General features: G+C 73.5%; 18 protein-coding genes. 6 read left to right on the top strand and 12 right to left on the bottom strand.

Translation table 11 applies throughout. The annotated features are described in order from the left end of the window. Positions 1–26: 26 nt before the first annotated feature. Genes ACH34S_RS39975 through ACH34S_RS39965 form a run of 3 tightly spaced genes read left to right on the top strand, consistent with a single transcriptional unit; the run spans position 27 to position 2,553 of the window. Positions 27–980, top strand: a complete 954-nt coding sequence (locus ACH34S_RS39975) for an ATP-binding cassette domain-containing protein (RefSeq protein ID WP_395958138.1) — start codon at positions 27–29, stop codon at positions 978–980. Beyond that, complete coding sequence (locus ACH34S_RS39970; protein WP_395958137.1) at positions 977–1,762, top strand: ABC transporter permease; 786 nt, start codon at positions 977–979, stop codon at positions 1,760–1,762. The genes ACH34S_RS39975 and ACH34S_RS39970 overlap by 4 nt, the downstream gene beginning before the upstream one ends. Beyond that, positions 1,759–2,553, top strand: a complete 795-nt coding sequence (locus ACH34S_RS39965) for an ABC transporter permease (protein WP_395958136.1) — start codon at positions 1,759–1,761, stop codon at positions 2,551–2,553. The genes ACH34S_RS39970 and ACH34S_RS39965 overlap by 4 nt, the downstream gene beginning before the upstream one ends. Positions 2,554–2,611: 58 nt before the next feature. Here the strand turns inward: ACH34S_RS39965 and pheT are convergent, their stop codons facing one another. The 8 genes from pheT to infC form a co-directional block, all read right to left on the bottom strand. Then, on the bottom strand, positions 2,612–5,104 hold the full coding sequence (gene pheT, locus ACH34S_RS39960; RefSeq protein WP_395958135.1) for a phenylalanine--tRNA ligase subunit beta: 2,493 nt from the start codon (positions 5,102–5,104) through the stop codon (positions 2,612–2,614). Beyond that, on the bottom strand, positions 5,104–6,213 hold the full coding sequence (gene pheS / locus ACH34S_RS39955; RefSeq protein WP_395958134.1) for a phenylalanine--tRNA ligase subunit alpha: 1,110 nt from the start codon (positions 6,211–6,213) through the stop codon (positions 5,104–5,106). Before pheS ends, pheT begins: the two co-directional genes overlap by 1 nt. 138 nt (positions 6,214–6,351) lie before the next feature. After that, positions 6,352–7,401 (bottom strand): ATP-binding protein, encoded by a 1,050-nt coding sequence (locus tag ACH34S_RS39950; RefSeq protein ID WP_395958133.1) that lies wholly within the window; start codon positions 7,399–7,401, stop codon positions 6,352–6,354. Positions 7,402–7,667: 266 nt separating this feature from the next. Next, positions 7,668–8,162 (bottom strand): STAS domain-containing protein, encoded by a 495-nt coding sequence (locus tag ACH34S_RS39945; protein WP_395958132.1) that lies wholly within the window; start codon positions 8,160–8,162, stop codon positions 7,668–7,670. A 279-nt stretch (positions 8,163–8,441) separates the two neighbouring features. Further along, positions 8,442–9,293 carry a TrmH family RNA methyltransferase gene (locus ACH34S_RS39940; protein WP_395958131.1) on the bottom strand — a complete coding sequence of 284 codons (852 nt, stop codon included), beginning with the start codon at positions 9,291–9,293 and terminating at the stop codon, positions 8,442–8,444. Between the two features lie 34 nt (positions 9,294–9,327). Then, the gene (gene rplT / locus ACH34S_RS39935) at positions 9,328–9,708 is read right to left on the bottom strand and encodes a 50S ribosomal protein L20 (protein ID WP_395958130.1); all 381 of its coding nucleotides are present in this window, start codon (positions 9,706–9,708) and stop codon (positions 9,328–9,330) included. A gap of 69 nt (positions 9,709–9,777) precedes the next feature. Further along, positions 9,778–9,972 carry a 50S ribosomal protein L35 gene (gene rpmI / locus ACH34S_RS39930; protein WP_176405689.1) on the bottom strand — a complete coding sequence of 65 codons (195 nt, stop codon included), beginning with the start codon at positions 9,970–9,972 and terminating at the stop codon, positions 9,778–9,780. A 237-nt stretch (positions 9,973–10,209) separates the two neighbouring features. Then, complete coding sequence (infC, locus tag ACH34S_RS39925; protein ID WP_205717825.1) at positions 10,210–10,761, bottom strand: translation initiation factor IF-3; 552 nt, start codon at positions 10,759–10,761, stop codon at positions 10,210–10,212. Between the two features lie 572 nt (positions 10,762–11,333). On the opposite strand from infC, the gene ACH34S_RS39920 reads away from it, so the two are divergent. Further along, positions 11,334–11,828 carry an NUDIX domain-containing protein gene (locus ACH34S_RS39920; protein ID WP_165964394.1) on the top strand — a complete coding sequence of 165 codons (495 nt, stop codon included), beginning with the start codon at positions 11,334–11,336 and terminating at the stop codon, positions 11,826–11,828. Positions 11,829–11,839: 11 nt separating this feature from the next. Beyond that, complete coding sequence (locus ACH34S_RS39915) at positions 11,840–12,838, top strand: carbohydrate kinase family protein (protein WP_395958129.1); 999 nt, start codon at positions 11,840–11,842, stop codon at positions 12,836–12,838. Here ACH34S_RS39915 and ACH34S_RS39910 read toward each other — a convergent pair. Further along, a complete protein-coding gene (locus ACH34S_RS39910; RefSeq protein ID WP_395958128.1) occupies positions 12,772–13,476 on the bottom strand; it encodes an HIT family protein in 705 nt (234 codons plus the stop codon). The genes ACH34S_RS39915 and ACH34S_RS39910 overlap by 67 nt on opposite strands. A gap of 172 nt (positions 13,477–13,648) precedes the next feature. Between ACH34S_RS39910 and ACH34S_RS39905 the strand changes: the two genes are divergently transcribed. Next, positions 13,649–15,067, top strand: coding sequence for a prenyltransferase/squalene oxidase repeat-containing protein (locus tag ACH34S_RS39905; protein WP_395958127.1), 1,419 nt, complete (start codon positions 13,649–13,651; stop codon positions 15,065–15,067). Positions 15,068–15,072: 5 nt separating this feature from the next. On the opposite strand, the gene ACH34S_RS39900 is transcribed toward ACH34S_RS39905, so the two are convergent. The 3 genes from ACH34S_RS39900 to ruvX are packed head-to-tail and all read right to left on the bottom strand — an operon-like array spanning position 15,073 to position 17,518. Then, positions 15,073–15,906, bottom strand: coding sequence for a shikimate dehydrogenase (locus tag ACH34S_RS39900; RefSeq protein ID WP_395958126.1), 834 nt, complete (start codon positions 15,904–15,906; stop codon positions 15,073–15,075). After that, positions 15,903–17,063: an endolytic transglycosylase MltG gene (gene mltG, locus ACH34S_RS39895; RefSeq protein WP_395958125.1), complete on the bottom strand. Its 1,161-nt coding sequence runs from the start codon at positions 17,061–17,063 to the stop codon at positions 15,903–15,905. Before mltG ends, ACH34S_RS39900 begins: the two co-directional genes overlap by 4 nt. Next, positions 17,060–17,518: a Holliday junction resolvase RuvX gene (ruvX, locus tag ACH34S_RS39890; protein ID WP_395958124.1), complete on the bottom strand. Its 459-nt coding sequence runs from the start codon at positions 17,516–17,518 to the stop codon at positions 17,060–17,062. Before ruvX ends, mltG begins: the two co-directional genes overlap by 4 nt. Between the last annotated feature and the right edge of the window lie 23 nt (positions 17,519–17,541).

The following is a 17,541-nucleotide window of genomic DNA, read 5'->3' as shown; positions in this document are numbered from 1 at the left end:
GCGTGCCTTACCTGGACGGTGGTGGCATGGAAGCCGCCGTCCGCACCTCCGGCCTGCGCCGCGTCTACACGCGCAGGCGCCGGGACGACGTCGTCGCGCTGGACGACCTGTCCCTGACCATCGGCCAGAACGAGATCCACGGGCTGCTCGGCCCGAACGGCGCCGGGAAGACCACCCTCGTCAAGATCCTCTCCACGGTGCTGCTGCCGTCCGCCGGATCGGCGCGGGTCCTCGGCCATGACGTCGTGTCCGCGACGCGGGACGTCCGGTCGCTGGTCGGGCTCGTCCTCGGCGGCGACCGGGGCCTCTACGACCGGCTGACCGCGCGCCGGAACCTGCTGTTCTGGGGCGCGCTCTACAAGCTCGACGCCCGCACGGTCCGGGACCGCTCCGGCGCGCTGCTGGAGCGGGTGGGCCTCGCCGACCGGGCCGACGACCCCGTCGAGGGGTTCTCGCGCGGCATGCGGCAGCGGCTCCACCTGGCGCGCGGGCTGCTCCACGAGCCGCGGCTGCTGTTCCTCGACGAGCCGACCTCCGGGCTCGACCCGGTCGCGGCCGCCGCGTTCCGGCGGCTCGTCCTCGAACTGCGCGACGAGGGGCGCACGTTCCTGCTCGCCACCCACGACATGGACGAGGCGACGGCGCTGTGCGACCGGGTCACGCTGATCGACCGCGGCCGGATGCTGCTGACCGGCGAGCCCGCGAAGGCCGGGCGGTTCCTCGGCGACCGCGAATGCGTCGACTACGCCGACCCGGACCCGGCGCTCGCGGAGGCCGTGGCCGCGCTGCCCGGCGTGACCGAGGTGGAGCGGCGCGACGGCGCGCCCGGACGGTGGCGCGTCCACACCGCCGACCGGGACGGCACCCGCCGCGTCCTCGCCTGGCTGGTGGACCGGGACGTGCTCAGCGCGCGGCGCGGCCGTCCGACGCTCGAAGAGGTCTACCTGCGCGCGGTCGGCGACCGGGGGATGCGCGTATGAGCGGCGCGCGGGCCACGCTGCGCGTGCTGTGGCGGGCGGTGCTGCTGCAGGTCGCGCTGTCGCGGCGGAGACCGGAGCACGCCCTGATCCTGCTGATCGCGCCCATGCAGACGACGACGATGCTGGCGCTGGTGGTCACGGAGGACCGGCCGGACGCCGTCGTGAACGCCGTCCTGGCGCCGGGCCTGATCGGGCTGTGGGTGGCGGCGCTCGACTACGCCGGACGCGTCGTCACCGAGGACCGCTGGGCCGGGCGGTTCGCCCCGATGATCGCGGCGCCCGCCCCGCTGGGCCAGGTCGTCGCCGGGCGGGTCGCGACGGTCGTGCTGGTCGGCGCGGCGGCGTTCGCGGAGTCGTGGCTGGTCGCGGCGCTCGCCTTCGGGGAGGTGGTGACGGTCGCCGACCCGGTGCCGTTCGCGGTCGCGGTCGCGGCGACCTGCCTGGCGACCGTCGGGACCGCGACCCTCATCTCGGCGGTGTTCGTCATGTCGCGGGCCCACGAGGTGCTCCAGAACTCGCTCGGCTACCCGTTCTACATCCTCGGCGGCATCCTGGTCCCGGTGGCCGTGCTGCCCGGCTGGCTGCACCCGTTCAGCCGCCTGGTGTTCCTGTCGTGGAGCGCGGAGCTGCTGCGCGACGCCGCCCGCGGTGACGCGCACGGCTGGGCGTGGCCGGTCGCGGCGATCCTCGGGCTGGGCACGGCGGCGATGGCGGCCGGGCTGTGGCTGACGCGCCGGTACGTCGACCAGGCCCGCCGCAAGGGGACGGTGGGGTTCGCATGAGGGGCGTGCTGCGGATCGTCCGGGAGTCGCTGATCCTGGGGTTCGCTGAGCTGGGCGCCGTCTACACGTGGCGGACATGGACGTTCGGGTGGCTCGTCCGCCTGCTGTGCCAGGCGACGTTCTACGCCCTGCTCGGCAGCTACGTCGGCGACGAGCAGACCATGCGGTACGTGCTGATCGGCAACATCGTGGTGCTGGCGTGCATGGAGTCCACGATCGTGGTGATCTCGCTGGCCGGGGAGCGGGCGATGGGGACGCTGCCGCTGCTGGCGATCGCGCCGTCCGGGCACCTGCCCGTCTATCTGGGCCGCGGGCTGCAGTGGACGGCGACCGGGCTGACCAGCTCGCTCGTCGCGTGGTTCGCGCTGCCGCCGCTGCTCGGCGTCCCGCTGCCGTGGCCGCGCGCCGCGTACGCGATCCCGGTGATCGTGCTCGTCATCGTCAGCAGCTACGGGTACGGGTGCGCGCTGGCGGGACTGGCGCTGCGGCTGCGCGGCGTCGAGTGGCTGGTGCTGAACTTCGCCTACGGGATCGTGATGACGTTCGGGGGCGTGAACGTCCCGATCGGCGTGTGGCCCGACCCGCTGCGCGTCGCGGCGCACGCGCTGCCCGTAGTGCACGGCCTGGAAGCGATCCGCGCGATCCTGGACGGCGCGTCCCCCGGCCGCATCATGGGCCTGATCGGGCTCGAAGCGCTGGTCGGGGCGTGCTGGTACGCGGTGGCGGCGCTGTCGATGGAGCGCCTCGTGTCCGTCGGGCGCCGCGACGGGAGCCTCGACTACGCGGGCTGACACGCGAACGCGCGCCCCCGGGGTCATCGTCCCCAGGGCGCGCGTCCGGTTTCGCCTGTCAGACGCCGCGCAGGACGGCGCCGGTCCGCTCGGCCGCGGACGCGACCGCGCCGTCGCGGGCCCGTGACGTCTCCTCGGCGGTGAGCGTCCGGTCCGGGGCGCGGAACCGCAGCGCGTACGCCAGCGACTTGCGCCCCTCCCCCACCTGCTCGCCGGTGTAGACGTCGAACAGCCGGATCGCCTCCAGCAGCTCCCCCGCGCCCTCGCGCAGCGCCGCCTCCACCTCGGCGGCGGGCACCGAGTCGTCGACGATCAGCGCCACGTCCTGCGTCGCGACGGGGTAGCTCGACACGTGCGGCGCGCGGACCGTCACCGGGTCGCCGAGGCGGCGCAGCTCCAGCTCCATCGCGCACGACCGCGCCGGCACCCCGTACGCCTTCGTGACGCGCGGATGCAGCTCGCCCGCGTGCCCGACGAGCGTGTCACCGACGTAGAGCGCGGCGCAGCGGCCCGGATGCCACGGCGCGTGCTGGTCGGCCTTCACCGTCAGCTCCACGCCGACCTCGCGCGCCACGGTGCGGGCGGCCTCGATCGCGTCCGCCCAGAGCGCCGGGCGACCCCCGCCCCACCAGCCGGACGGCTCCCGGTCGCCGGACAGCACGACCGCGACCCGGTGCGGCTGGTCGGGCAGCGCCGCCTGGAGCGCGGCCAGCTCGTCGGCCGTCGGGCCCCGGTCGACCGCGAGGCGCGGCGCCCGCTTCGGCGCGTCCGGGTGCGGCCGGAACACCACGCCCATCTCGAACAGGGCGACGTCGCCGTGGCCGCGTCCCACGTTCAGCGCCAGGACCCTGAGCAGGCCGGGCAGCAGCGTGGTCCGCAGCAGCGGCTCCTCCTCCGACATCGGGTTCGCCAGCCGCAGCGTCCGCCGCCTGGGGTCGTCGGAGGGGAGGTGCAGGGCGTCCCAGTCCTTCTCGGCGACGAACGGGAACGCCAGCGCCTCGACGTACCCGGCGCCCGCCAGCGCGCGGCCGACACGGCGGCGCATCCGCTGCCGGACGGTCAGCCCCTTCCCCTTGACCGGGTGCGGGGGCCGCGCCGGGATGTCCTCGTAGCCCTCAAGCCGGATGACCTCCTCGGCGAGGTCGTTCGGGTCGGTGAGGTCGGGACGCCATGACGGCGGCGTCACCGTCAGAACGTCCGCCGTACCAGAAGCAGGGCCCTCGACCGTGCAGCCGACCTGCTCCAGCCGCTTCACGACCGTGTCGCGTCCGTAGGTCACGCCCGCGACCCGGTCCGGGTGGTCGGCGGTGATGGTGACCGTGACCGGCTCGACCGGCGCCTCGGCGTGCGTGACGCCGGGCATGACCTCCGCGCCGCCGAGCTCGGCGAGCATCCGCACCGCCCGGTAGGAGGCGTACAGCGGCAGCTCGCGGTCGACGCCGCGCTCGAACCGGTAGGACGCCTCGCTGTGCAGCCGGTGCCGGCGGCTCATCCGCGCGGTGCCGATGTCGTCGAAGTGCGCGGCCTCGATGACCATGTCGGAGGACCGCTCGTCGATCTCGGTGGCGAGCCCGCCCATCGTGCCCGCCATGGAGATCGGGCCCGACTCGTCGGTGATGAGGATGTCCTCGGGGTCGAGGGTCCGCCTGACGTGGTCGAGCGTCTCCAGCTTCTCGCCGGGGGCGGCGCGGCGCACCACGATCGGGCCGGTGAGCTTGCCCCGGTCGAACGCGTGCAGCGGCTGCCCGAGCTCCAGCATCAGGTAGTTGGTGATGTCGACGGCCAGCGACACCGGGCGCATCCCGGCGCGGTGCAGGCGGACCCGCATCCACATCGGGGTCTGCGCGTCCGGGTCGAAGCCGCGCACCTCGCGCAGCACGAACCGGTCGCACGCGGTCGGGTCGCCGATGCTCGCCGGATACGACTCCCCGTTCTTCGGCGGCAGATCGACCTGGGCGGGGTCCTTGAACGGGACGCCGTAGGCGGTGGCGGCCTCGCGGGCGATGCCGCGGATCGACAGGGCGTAGCCGCGGTCGGGCGTGACGGCGATGTCGAGGACGTCGTCGCGCAGCCCGAGCAGCTCGATGGCGTCGACGCCGACGGGCGTGTCCGGCGGCAGGACGAGGATGCCGCTGTGGTCGTCGCCGATGCCCAGCTCGGTGACCGAGCAGATCATGCCCTCCGACACCCGGCCGTAGGTCTTGCGGGCGCCGATCTCGAACCCGCCGGGCAGCACGCCGCCGGGCAGGATCACGACCACGTGGTCGCCGACGGCGAAGTTCGTCGCGCCGCAGATGATGTTCTGCGGCTCGCCGGTGCCGTTGGCCTTGCCGACGTTCACCTGGCAGTAGCGGATCGGCTTCTTGAACTCGGTGAGCTCCTCGATCGCGAGGACCTCGCCGACGACGAGCGGGCCGGTGATGTCGGCACCGGCCTGCTCGACGGTCTCGACCTCCAGGCCCGCCGCGATCAGCTCGGCGGCCAGCGCGCGGCCCGTGACACCGGCGGGAAGCTCGGCGTACTCGCGCACCCAGGAAAGCGGGGCCCGCATCAGATCTCCATCCCGAACGGGAGGGTGAACCGGACGTCGCCCTCCACCATGTCGTACATGTCCTCCACGCCGTGCCGGAACATCAGCGCCCGGTCGACGCCGAGCCCGAACGCCCAGCCGCTGTAGCGGTCCGGGTCGACACCGCAGGCGACCAGCACCCGCGGGTTGACCATGCCGCAGCCGCCGAGCTCGATCCAGCCCTCCGAGGCGCACGTCCGGCACGGGGCGCCGCCCGGCTCCGCGGACGCGCCGCGGCACACGAAGCACTGCATGTCGACCTCGCCGGACGGCTCGGTGAACGGGAAGAACGACGGCCGGAACCGCGTCTTCAGCCCCTCGCCGAACATGCCGGACACGAACGCGTCGATGCCGCCGCGCAGATCGGCCATCGTGAGGCCCTCGTCGACGGCGAGCCCCTCCAGCTGGTGGAAGACGGGGCTGTGCGTGGCGTCCAGCTCGTCGGTGCGGAACGTGCGTCCCGGCGCGACCACGTACACCGGCAGCTCGCGCGACAGCAGCGACCGGATCTGCATCGGCGAGGTGTGCGTCCGCATCACCAGGCCGGACCCCTCCGACTCGACGAAGAAGGTGTCCTGCATCGTGCGGGCGGGGTGGTCGGGCAGGAAGTTCAGGGCGTCGAAGTTGAACCACTCCGCCTCGACCTCGGGGCCCTCGGACACCTCGAAGCCGAGCGAGACGAAGACGTCGGCCATCCGTTCCTGCATGGTGGTCAGCGGGTGGCGGGCGCCGCGCGGGGCGCGGTCCCACGGCAGCGTGACGTCGACGGTCTCCTCGACGAGGACGCGCTGGTCGCGCTCGTCCTCCAGCTCGCCCTGGCGCTCCTTGAGCGCCTGGGCGACGGCGCCGCGGGCGGCGCCGATGCGCTTGCCGGCGTCGGCGCGGGCCGCGGGCGGCAGCGCGCCGATCTCGCGGTTGGCGAGGGCCAGCGGCGAGCGGTCGCCGGCGTGGGCCAGGCGGACCTGCTTCAGGTCGTCGAGATCGGCCGCGGCGGCGATGGCCGCGAGGGCCTCGTCGCGGGCCCGTTCGAGCTCTTCCGGCTGCAACGCGGACACCTCGACGGGATCGTAGGACTTGTTGGGTGCAGACATGGCTGTGTGATCGACTCCGGTCGGCGTGGGACGCCCGCAGTCTAGTGCGCGGGCGGTGAAGATCCGGAAAGCGTGCGCGAATCGCGCTGGCCCTGTCGGGACCCCTGGTGACCGGCCTTCCCGGCGCGTGCGCCGGGCTCAGGTGGCGTAGTCGGGGGCCCCTGCGGGCACGGTAAATCGGAACTCGGCGCCGCCGCCGGGCGCCCGCCGCACGGTGATCACGCCGCCGTGCGCCTCGACGAGCCCCTTGACGATGTAGAGCCCGAGGCCGGTGCCGCCGCGGCGGTTGCCGCCGGGGCCGCGCCAGAACTGCCGGAAGACGCGCGGGACGGCCTCGGGCGGTATGCCCTCGCCCTCGTCGCGCACCGACACGGCCGCTCCCTCCTTGTGCGCGTCCGGCTCCACCACGATGGTGACGGTTCCCGCCCCGTGGCGCACCGCATTTTCGACCAGGTTACCGAGGATCTGGTCCATCTTGTCGGGGTCGAGCCACATCTCCGGCAGCTCGCCGCGGGCCTCGAACCTGAAGCGGTCCTCCGGATCACCGGCCGCGACCCGGCCCGCGATGACCTTGCGGACCTCCTCGGGGATGTCGACGACCTGGCGGTGCATCTCCAGCCGGCCGGCCTCGATGCGGGACACGTCCAGCAGCTCGGTGATCAGCCGGGTGACGCGGTCGGCGTCGGCGTTGACGGTCTCCAGCATCACGCGCTTCTGGTCGTCGTTGAAGCGGTGCCACTTGGCCAGCAGCGTCGCGGTGAACCCCTTGACGCTGGTCAGCGGGGACCGCAGCTCATGGGCGACGGTGGAGACGAGGTCGGCGCGGTCGCGTTCGCGGCGGGCGCGCTGCAGCGCGTCGCGCAGGCACACCGTGAACCGCTCCACACGGCCGTTGCGGTCGCGCCGGTACGCGGCGGTCACCAGCACCTCGGTGCCGCCGGGCAGGAACAGCACGCGCTCGGGGTGCCGGGTGCGGGTGGACAGGCCTTCGTAAGGGGCCAGGCACTTCCACCAGTCGCGGCCCTCGGCGTCGTGCAGCGGCAGGACGTCGCGGAAGTCGCGGCCCATGGCGGACGCGGCGGCGACCCCGGTCATCCGCGCGGCGGCGGCGTTGAACACCACCACGCGGGCGTCGCGGCCGGCGACGATCAGGCCGTCGGGCAGGTCGTCGGGCGGCACAGCGCCCATATCTGACACACCACCCGGAACCGGCACGGACCCGGAACCTTTTGCGGGCGCGCGCGAGGCCACGCGAGGGGGTTCCTCTCCGCCCACAGCGGCCTCCAGAACACCGAAGGGAACGCGGCCTGTCGAGAAGAGACTCTAGCCGCAGTCGGGCGTGTTGCGGGACCCGGAAACCGCCCGGCGGCAAGGCATGTGTGGCCCTCGGGCACGGTTGCGGCGGCCCTGGAACGCCCTCTCACCAGGGCCGGTGCCGGCGGTGGCGGCGGAGATCATCTGGAGGTGGTGGACGAGTCGTGCTCGGCAAGTGCGGCGGCCACGTCCGGGTGGACGGCGAACAGGCGGTCCAGCCCCGTGATGCGCAGCAGCCGCAGCTGGGCCGGGCGGACCCGGGCCAGCGAGATCTCCCCGCCCGACACCATGATCCGGTTGCGCGCGGCGACCAGGGCGCCGAGCCCGGCCGCGTCGCAGAACTCGACGGCGGCGAAGTCGACCACCAGCCGGCGCGGGCCCTCGCCGCGCGCCTCGACGAGCCGCGCGCAGAGCGTGTCGGCGGTGCGCAGGTCGATCTCGCCGGTCACCACGACGACGGCGGACTCGCCGCGCACCATCGCGACCTCGACCTCCAGTTCGCCCACGGCGCCCGTGTCGGGAACGGTGAGCGGCGGCGGGGCCTCGTGCGGCGGGCCGGGGGCCCGGGCCGTGCGGCACCTCACCTCCGGTCCGCGCCGGCCCGCCCTCCTGGCCGGCCTGATGTCCTCGCTCATCACTTCGCCCCCACTCTGCACGGCATCGTCGCCGTACCTGGTCAACGCACTGATCAACACCGTAAGCACCGGAACTACCTGGGCGGATCCATCGCCCGGCCCCTTTCCGGCTCCTACCTGCGGACGAGCCCGCCGCCTCGCCCGGCCCCCCGGCCCGGTGTCAGCGTGCAGACCATCTTCGCAGCTCACCCACCGGAGGGCGGCGCTCCAGGCGACCGCTTGCGGCCATCCGATCACGGATCGCACAGGACCCGTGTGACCGGCGGCACGTGCCGTCCGTCACGTCCCGCGCCGGGCACCGCCCTGGGAGCCGCCCTGGGAGCCGCGCTGGGCGCGGGCCGACGCGTAAAGGCATACGGCCGCGGCCGTCGCCAGGTTCAGGCTCTCGGCGCGCCCGTGGATCGGGACCCGGACGACCTCGTCCACATGCCGGAGGATCTCCTCGGGCAGGCCCCACGCCTCGTTCCCGAACACCCAGGCGGTGGGGTTCACGAGGAGGCCGTCGTCGATCGCGTCGTCGAGGGTGCGGCCGCCCGCGCCGTCCGCGGCGAGGACGGTGAGCCCGCCGGCCTTCAGCTCGGGGATGAGCTCGTCGAACCGCGGGCCGACGACGACCGGCAGGTGGAACAGGCTGCCCGCGGAGGCGCGCACGCACTTGCCGTTGTAGGGGTCGACGGACGCGTCGGTGAACACGACGGCCTCCGACCCGGCGGCGTCGGCGGTGCGCAGTACCGTGCCCGCGTTGCCGGGGTCGCGTACGTGCGCGAGGACGGTCACCAGCCGCGGGTTCGGCTCCAGCGCCTTGCCCAGCGGCACGTCCACGAACTCGCAGACCGCCAGCAGCCCCTGCGGGGTGACGGTCTGCGCGAGCTCGGCCATGATCTCGCCGCTGACGCGCAGCACCGGCGCGCCCGCGCGCTCCGCGGCGAGGACCAGCTCGGGGTGGCGGGCCTCGGCCTCGGCCGTGGTGAACAGCTCGGCGAGGCCGCCGGGGATCTCCAGCGCCTCCCGCACCGCCTGCGGCCCCTCGGCGAGGAACCGGTTCTCGCGGCGCCGGAAGGCGCGTTTGGCGAGCCGGCGAGCGGCCTTCACCCTCGGTGATCGCAGGGAGGTCAGCTCGCGGCCCGCCATATCGCTCCGCCCGCCCGTGTCCGGGAGACCCGGATCAGGCGGCCTCCGTGCTTCCCTCGGCGGGGAGCGCGTCCTTGGCGACCTGGACCAGGGCGGCGAACGCGGGCGCGTCGTTGACGGCGAGCTCGGCGAGCATGCGCCGGTCGACCTCGACGTCCGCGGCCTTCAGGCCCTGGATGAACCGGTTGTAGGTGATGCCGTTGGCGCGGGCCGCGGCGTTGATCCGCTGGATCCACAGCCGGCGGAACTGGCCCTTACGGTCCTTGCGGTCCCGGAACGCGTAGGTCATCGAGTGGAGCTGCTGCTCCTTGGCCTTGCGGTACAGGCGCGAACGCTGACCGCGGTAGCCGCTCGACCGCTCCAGGACGACCCGACGCTTCTTGGCGGCGTTGACCGCCCGCTTCACGCGTGCCACGTGCTGAACTCCTTCGTGGGGGCCGGGGCCGTCGGGCCTCGGCCGGTCGTTGACGTTCCTGGTCGAGTGCTACTTGCGCAGCAGCTTCTTGATGTTCTTGGCGTCGGCGTCGGCCACCACGGCCGGGCCGCTGAGCCGCCTGGTCCGCTTGGACGGCTTGTGCTCGAGCAGGTGGTTCTTGTTGGCGCGGCGGCGCATCACCTTGCCGGAGCCGGTCAGCTTGAAGCGCTTCTTGGCACCGCTGTGAGTCTTGGTCTTCGGCATGGTCGCCGTCGTCTCCCTTTGTCCCGGCCCCCGTGCGGACGGCACGGGGGCGCACCTGATCGGCGCACCGCACGGGTCCGTCCGCTCCGTGTCCGTGGACGCGCCAGGTCAGGCTTCAATGTACGTGCGCCGCGACCCCGCTCTGCGCGAGGACGCGGAGGTGGGACCGCCCCGAGGCCGCGGAGCCGGCGTGGCTCGCGTGGCTCGTCGCGGACCGCGCGCCGGTCCCTGCGACCCTCAGGCGGTGCCGGCTTCGGTCTCCTGCCCGCGGGCGGTCTTCTTCTTGTGCGGACCGATCACCATGATCATGTTCCGGCCGTCCTGCTTGGGCCGCGACTCGACGAAGCCGAGCTCCTCGACGTCGTCGGCGAGCCGCTGCAGCAACCGGTACCCGAGCTCGGGACGGGACTGCTCACGACCGCGGAACATGATCGTGACCTTCACCTTGTCCCCGGCCTTCAGGAACCGCACCACGTGACCCTTCTTGGTCTCGTAGTCGTGCGGGTCGATCTTCGGCCGGAGCTTGATCTCCTTGATGACCGTGTGCGCCTGGTTCTTCCGCGCTTCCCGGGCCTTCATCGCGGACTCGTACTTGAACTTGCCGTAGTCCATGAGCCTGGCGACGGGCGGGCGCGCGGTGGGCGCCACCTCGACGAGGTCGAGATCCGACTCACGCGCGATTTCAAGGGCCTTGGCGATGGGCACGATGCCCACCTGTTCGCCGTTCGGGCCGACGAGACGGACCTCGGGCACGCGAATGCGGTCGTTGATACGCGGTTCGGCGCTGATGGGACCTCCTTGGGGCCTTTCTCACGTTCGCTGGACCGGTCGTACCCCAAGGCTTCCACGAGAAAAGCCCCGCACGACTCACGTACGGGGCCACCTTCGGTCGCCCTGGACGGTGGAGCCGCTCAGGGGCGACGGCGACAGCGGACGCGGATGCGCCCGTTCGCCGGACCGAGAACCCACCGGCCTTCCAGGCCGGTCAGGTGGGAGGTGGCCTCCGCTTGTGCGCCCGGCGCGTGCTTCCCTTATGGTCGCGCGCGCAGGGCCGGTCGGCCACAAAGAATACCACCTGGAGGGAGCTAGTGCGCCAGGCCCAGGGGTGTCCTCCGGGGACCGTTCTGGTGAGGCCTGCGTGAGGTACGCCACCTTCATCAACGGGAGAGGCGCCCGTCCCATTCCCGGGCGCGGCGGGCCGGACGGGCTGTTTGGGCCCGGCGGGCCTCTCGGCATCCCGGCCGCGGCTTGTTACCGTGAAGCGAAGACGGCACGTCTTCCAGCCCCCGCCCGCCGCCGTTCAACGGACGAGCTCCGCTCGGCGCCCGGTGGGGCCGGCACCAAGGGAGGTAGTTCCCGCGATGCCCTCGGTCGAGGCCGGCGCGGCCGGCCCCCTCACCGCCCTGCCACCGATCGGCCTGGCGTTCGCCCAGAAGGCGTTCATCGTCTCCGGAGGACGGCTGCTGCTCGTCCGCAAGTCGGCGTCCGACCCGTTCCATCCCGGCCGCTGGGAGGTGCCCGGCGGGCGGCTGGAGGTGGAGGACGATCTGGACCTGGACGACCACATCCGCCGGGAGGTGTGGGAGGAGGTCGGACTCAAGGTCGATCCCGGCCCGCCGTTCCACCTGTGGCAGTGGTTCATGCCCGACCGCTCGGCGCCCGGCGGTGGCCAGATACGTGTGGTCGCGGCGGCGCGGCGGTGCAGGCCGGTGACGCTCGACGCCACCCTGGAGAACCAGGAGACCGGCGACCATCTGGACGGCTGCGCCTGGGTGCCGCTGCCCGAGGTGAGCGCCTACGACCTGATCCCGAGCCTGCGTCCGGTGATGCGGGCGTTCCTGCTCGCGCCCGGGTGACCGCCGAACGCATGGCCTCGTCTCGCTCACCGGCGGATCGGCCCGGCCTGGACGGCGTGGCCGAGCGCCGCTTCGACATGTTCGTCATCGGGGACGTGGGGATCGAGGTCCGCGCGACGCTGCCGGACATCCGGTTCGCGGACGTGCACGCCGACCGGCTCACCTACGCGCCGGCGCGGGCGATCGTCGCCGGGACGGCGGTCAACCTCGCCCGGTGCGCGACGCGCTACTTCCGCCGGGTGGGCGTGCTGGGCAAGGTCGGCGACGACGACTTCACGCCGGCGATCCGCCGGGAGCTGCTGCGGATCGGGGCCGACGACCATCTGCGCGTCGAGCCGGGCGTCCCGAACGGGGTCTCGGTGATGCTGCGCGACCGTCCGGCACCGGCGGCGGGGGCTGGCGCGGGAAAGGGCGTGCGGCTGCTGGTCGTCCAGGAGGAGCCGCCGGGGCGCCGATTGACCGCGGCGGAGGTCCGCTCGGCCGCGGCCGGGATCGAGGCCGCGGACGTGCTGGTCACCGACGGGTACTCGCTGCTGTCCCCGGTGTCGGGGGAGGCGCTGCGCACGGCGGCGCGGATCGCCCGCGACGCGGGGACGAGGGTGGCGTTCGACCTCGTCCCGCACGACGCCGACGCGCGGCTCCCGGCGGAGGAGATCGTGCCGATGCTGGCGCTGGCGGACCTCGTGATCTCCGAGGCGCCCACGCTGGCGCGGCTGCTCGGGAGCGCGGCATCGGCACACGGGGCGCACGGGGTGCGGGAGCTGCTCCCGGTCCTGGACCGGGCGGTGCCGGGCCGTCCGCTGTGGCTGCTTCGCTTCGGCGACACGTCGCTGGAGCACGCGCTCGCCTACCGGCGGGACGGGCTGCTGATGGAGTACCCGACCGGTTACGGGGCCGGCGTGGAGCGCGCCGGGTTCGGTGATCGGCTGGCGGCGGCCGAACTCTACTGGTGGCTGTCGGGTGGGGCGTCGGCGTCCGGTGCGGCGGACGTCGCCCCGCGCAGTGCCTGAAGGGTGCGCAGGAAGCGGCGCCTGCTGGCCGGCAGCCCGAACGTCTCCTGCCAGCGCCATGTCCCGTTCTGCCCGGCGGCCGTGACCGCCCAGCGCAGGAACTGGCTCCGGACCCCGTCACCGGGATGGACGGTCGCGACACCGTCCTCCTCGACGAGAAGGTAGGAGCGGCCGGTGCTCAGGTACGCGCGCAATGCGGCGTGGTCGGCGGGTGCGCCGGGGAAGCCGCGTTCCTCCACGATCGCCCGCACGCCGGGTGTTCCGGGGAGGAAGTGCCAATGGGCGTGGTCGATGCACGCGCCGCCGCCTTGGGAGCGCGCCGGGCCGTGCTCGAACAGCAGTAGCTCGCGCGTCCCGTAGGCACGGTCGTAGAGGCGGGCGACGCGGTCACGCCATCGCAGGGCGCGTTCCCACAGCGCCGGGCCGAACGCGGCGGCGCACGGATGGTGTTCGCGGGTCACCAGCAGGATGTGCCCCTCGGCGAGTGGCGCCACGTCCGGCATCAGGAGGAAGTCGGCGTCGCGGGCGATGACGCCGGACTCCCCCGGCAGGTCGGCCATGCCGTTGAACCGGAATCGCAGGGGCGGGCACAGGACGCAGTCGTGGACGGGCGCGGTCCACGCCGTCGGATCGGCCAAGCCTCCTCCAGGCTTCACGGGGTCGCGGGGAATCGCTCGCCTCTCCAGCGTGCCCGGCGCCCGCGCGGGCGATCGTCGTCGCCAGGGTTGTGTACGGCCACGGATAGCGACATCAGACGCGAGGGGTACAGGGATCGACTTTGCGGGCACAAAAGAAGGAGAAGGCCCCATCGTGAACCAGACACCCCGACTCCCCGCTCCGGCGCCGCGCGCCGACCCGCCCGCCGACATGCCACGGCCCGGACCGCGGCTGCGGCGCGGTGCGTCCCGTCCCGACGAGGACGCGGCCGTCATCGACATGGCGGTGCTGGAGACCCGGCTGAACGAGTCGCTGGACGTCCTGCGCGACGCCTACGCGCCCGCGCTCGGCGCCGGCGGCGGCTGGTACCACGAGCTGACGCGGCCCGAGCCCGGCACGACCGCGACGGCTCTCGGCCTGCTGGCGTTCGTGGAGGCGGGCCGCCCGTTCGAGCACTTCGACGACGGCCTGGCCTTCCTCGCCGCCCGCCAGACGAGCTCCCAGGACGAGCTCCGCGACGGCGGCTGGGCCACCAAGACCAGCCTCGGCATGCCGGTGGTGGAGGCGACCGGCTGGATCGCGCGGTTCCTGGCCCGCGCCCGCTGCGACCTCCGCGAGGACGCCCCCGACCTGCGGCGCGCCTACCAGTGGCTGCTGCGCAACCAGAACCCGGACGGCGGCTGGGGCTCGCTGCTCGGCTGCCCGTCCCGGGTGTGGCTGACATGCCTGGCGCTCCGCGCGCTCAGCCAGCTCAACCCCTACGACCCGGCGGTCGACCGGGGCGTGGAGTGGCTGACCGCGGACCGGACCGCGCACCGCCCCGCCTGGGGGCCGACGCAGGCGTCCACGCCGACCGTCACCCACACCGCGTTCGCGCTGGTGACGCTGGCTGAGGCGCGTCCGGACCTGCGGTCCGAGCGGCTGCTGGACGCCTACGACTGGCTCCTGGCCAACCTCGACCCGGACGACGAGCACACCTGGATCGAGACCTACGACGTCTCACCGGACGGCGTCACCGCGCAGGGCACCGGGCCGAAGCCGGTGTGGCGGCTGGCGCTCTGGCACCACGGGCTGCCGATCGCGCTCGCCGCGCTGCTGCGGGACCCGCGCGGCCCGAACGGAACCGCCGTCGCGCGCGCGTTCGGGACGCTGGTGCGCGGCGAGGTCGGCGGGCCGAGCCGCCCCGGCTTCCCGGGCAGCGGGCGGACGTCGCTGTGGACGCTGTGGTGGCGGCTGGAGACGCTGATCGCGCTCGCCCGGATCCCGCTCGCGGGGCGCGCCGACGTCGTGCACTGGCTGCCGGACGCGACGGTCGTGCAGCGCTCCCATGCCCGGGAACGTCCGCTGGCCGACCTGCTGCCGCACCGCCGGCTCGTCGATCCGGTGCGGTTCGCCCGGCGGCACTGGGCGGCCTTACTGCTGATCCTGGTGTGCCTGTGCAGCGCGTTCGGCGTCGCGGCCGGCGTGTGGGGCTGGAAGGACTTCTGGCTGAGCGTGATCCTGCCGGTCATCCTCACCGGCTTCAGCGAGTCGATGCGGCGGCGCCGCACCCAGCGCGGTCCCCCGCCCTGACCGGTTCAGGACCGGCGCGCGAGTTCCGCTTCCCCGGCGGCGCGCATCGCCTCGACGGGGACGTCGTCGCGGCCGGTCATCAGCGCCACCTGCCGGACGGCCTGGTGCAGCAGCATCGTGAAGCCGCCGACGACCGTCCCGCCGGACGCCTCGACCGCCGCCGCGAGCGCCGTCGGCCACGGCGCGTACACCACGTCGAACAGGGCCGCGCCGGACGCGGCGACCGGCCCGGCGAACGGGTCGGCGGCCCGTCCGGGCAGCGTCGAGACCACCAGCTCGGCGGGCAGGTGCGCGGTCGCCTCGTCCAGCGGGACGACCCGGACCGTGAGCCCGAACCGCTCCCCCACCCGCGCGGCCTCGGCGGCGCGCTCGGGGGTGCGGGCGGCGAGGACGGCCTCGCCGGTCCCGAGCCCGGCGAGCGCGGCCAGCGCGGACGCCGCCGTCGCGCCGCCGCCGAGCACCAGCACGGACGGGGGCGCCTTCACGCCCGCCTCGGTGAGCGCCGTCACGATGCCGTGCACGTCGGTGTTGTCGCCGTGCCGCCGCCCGTCCCGCAGGACGATCGTGTTGGCGCCGCCGACGTTCACCGCCAGGTCCGACACCGTGTCGACCAGGCCGAGCGCGACCCGCTTGAGCGGCATCGTGAGCGACAGGCCCGCCCATTCGGGGCCGAGGCCCTTCAGCAGCTCGGCCAGGCCGTCCTCGCCGCACTCGATGGCGTCGTAGGACCAGTCGTCCAGGCCCATGGCGGCGTAGGCCGCGCGGTGCAGGACCGGCGACAGCGAATGCGTGATCGGCGACCCCAGCACGGCGGCCCGCCGCGTCGTCTCCTGCGTCACTGGCCCGGGTGCGCCTTCTGCCACGCCCGGAACTTCTTCTCCAGCTTCACCCGCTCCGCCTCCGTCGTGGCGAACTCGGTGATCTTGTTGGTGGGGTCGGTGGCGATGAAGAACAGCCACGTTCCCCGCTCCGGGTTGAGCGCCGCCTCGATGGCCTCCGGCCCGGGGCTGGCGATCGGGCCCGGCGGCAGGCCCTTGTGCTTGTAGGTGTTGTAGGGCGAGTCGACCTGCAGGTCCTGGTTCGTGACCGTCAGCGTCCGCTTGTTCAGCGCGTACAGGACGGTCGTGTCGAACTGGAGCGGCATGCCCTTCTCCACCCGGTTGTAGATCACCTGGGAGATCTTCGGCAGGTCGCTGGGCTTGCCGCCCTCCGCCTGGACGAGGCTGGCCAGCGTGATGACCTTCGCCGGGTTCATGCCCGCCTCGCGGGCCTTCCCGGCCAGGTCGACGCTCTCCGCCTCCGCGTTGAAGCGGGCGACCATCTGCTTGAGGATCTGCGCCGCCGAGCCGTTGGGGTCGAGGTCGTAGCGTCCCGGGTAGAGGTAGCCCTCCACCTTGCCCTTCGCGTACGCGGGCAGGCCGAGCGCCTCGGGCTTCTTCGCGGCGGCCTGGAAGTCCTTGACCGAGATGCCGGTCTTCTTCGCCAGCAGCTCGTAGGTCTCGATGGCCCGGCGGCCCTCGGGGATCGTGATCTGGTTGCCGGCGCGGGACTTCGGGTCCAGCAGCAAGGCCATCGCCGCGGCCGACGACATCCTCAGCCGCATCTGGTAGAAGCCCGGCTGGATGCTGGAGGCGCGCGTCTCCTTCGTGTAGGCCTGCACGAAGGCGCGGGAGCTCTTCACCACGCGGTGCTCTTCCAGCGTCGCGCCGATCTGCGAGCCGGACGCCCCGTCCTTGATCTGGACTGTTACCTTCCCGGAGCCCTGGCCGTCGTAGTCGGGCGGGTGGCGCTTGTCGTCCAGCCACGCGTACCCGAGCACGCCGCCGGTGCCGAACACCGCGACGAGGAACGCCATGGCGAACAGCGCGGCGGCGCGGCCGTTGCGTTTGCGGCGCTTCTGGCGCTTGCCCAGACGGCGCTGGTCACGCCTGCCATGGCGCTCGTCGTACTGGCGGCCGTCGCCGTACGGGTCTGAGAAAAGGTCCAAATCGTTCATGAGCTTCCCCGGACGATCTCGCCTGGGGGACGCCCAGTCAACCGTTCCGCGTCAAGGGCCGCCTGGAGCAGGACGGTCGCGGCCGCCTGATCGACGACCGCGCGCCGCACCTTGCCGTGCACGCCCCCGGCGCGCAGCCCGCTCTCCGCCGTCACGGTCGTGAGCCGCTCGTCGTGCAGCCGGACCGTGTCCGCGGGAAGCCGGGCGGCCAGCCTGGCCGCGAACCCGCGGGCCGCCTCCGCCGCCGGGCCCTCGCGGCCCGACAGCGACGTCGGCAGCCCCACGACGACCTCGATCGCCTCGTGCTCGGCGACGAGCGCCACGATCCGGTCGATGTCGCCCTTGCCGCTCTTCACCGTCTCCAGCGGCGACGCGAGGATTCCGCCGGGGTCGCAGCGCGCGACCCCGATCCGGACACTCCCAACGTCTATCCCCAGCCGGGTGCCCTGCCTCATTGCTTCGCTCCGCTCAGCGGCTC

This window comes from Actinomadura sp. 3N508 (assembly GCF_044326375.1).
Classification (GTDB): Bacteria; Actinomycetota; Actinomycetes; order Streptosporangiales; family Streptosporangiaceae; genus Spirillospora.
The sequence above is the reverse complement of the archived record's forward strand: the minus strand, read 5'-3'. Positions and strand labels throughout refer to the sequence as shown.

Coding starts and splice junctions, on each gene's coding strand:
- ACH34S_RS39945 (WP_395958132.1), bottom strand. CDS start 8,162: ATGAGCGAGGACATCAGGCCGGCCAGGAGGGCGGGCCGGCGCGGACCG.
- ACH34S_RS39965 (WP_395958136.1), top strand. CDS start 1,759: ATGAGGGGCGTGCTGCGGATCGTCCGGGAGTCGCTGATCCTGGGGTTC.
- pheT (WP_395958135.1), bottom strand. CDS start 5,104: ATGCGGGCCCCGCTTTCCTGGGTGCGCGAGTACGCCGAGCTTCCCGCC.
- ACH34S_RS39940 (WP_395958131.1), bottom strand. CDS start 9,293: ATGGCGGGCCGCGAGCTGACCTCCCTGCGATCACCGAGGGTGAAGGCC.
- ACH34S_RS39970 (WP_395958137.1), top strand. CDS start 977: ATGAGCGGCGCGCGGGCCACGCTGCGCGTGCTGTGGCGGGCGGTGCTG.
- ruvX (WP_395958124.1), bottom strand. CDS start 17,518: ATGAGGCAGGGCACCCGGCTGGGGATAGACGTTGGGAGTGTCCGGATC.
- ACH34S_RS39950 (WP_395958133.1), bottom strand. CDS start 7,401: ATGGGCGCTGTGCCGCCCGACGACCTGCCCGACGGCCTGATCGTCGCC.
- ACH34S_RS39975 (WP_395958138.1), top strand. CDS start 27: ATGGAAGCCGCCGTCCGCACCTCCGGCCTGCGCCGCGTCTACACGCGC.
- rpmI (WP_176405689.1), bottom strand. CDS start 9,972: ATGCCGAAGACCAAGACTCACAGCGGTGCCAAGAAGCGCTTCAAGCTG.
- ACH34S_RS39920 (WP_165964394.1), top strand. CDS start 11,334: ATGCCCTCGGTCGAGGCCGGCGCGGCCGGCCCCCTCACCGCCCTGCCA.
- mltG (WP_395958125.1), bottom strand. CDS start 17,063: ATGAACGATTTGGACCTTTTCTCAGACCCGTACGGCGACGGCCGCCAG.
- pheS (WP_395958134.1), bottom strand. CDS start 6,213: ATGTCTGCACCCAACAAGTCCTACGATCCCGTCGAGGTGTCCGCGTTG.
- ACH34S_RS39915 (WP_395958129.1), top strand. CDS start 11,840: ATGGCCTCGTCTCGCTCACCGGCGGATCGGCCCGGCCTGGACGGCGTG.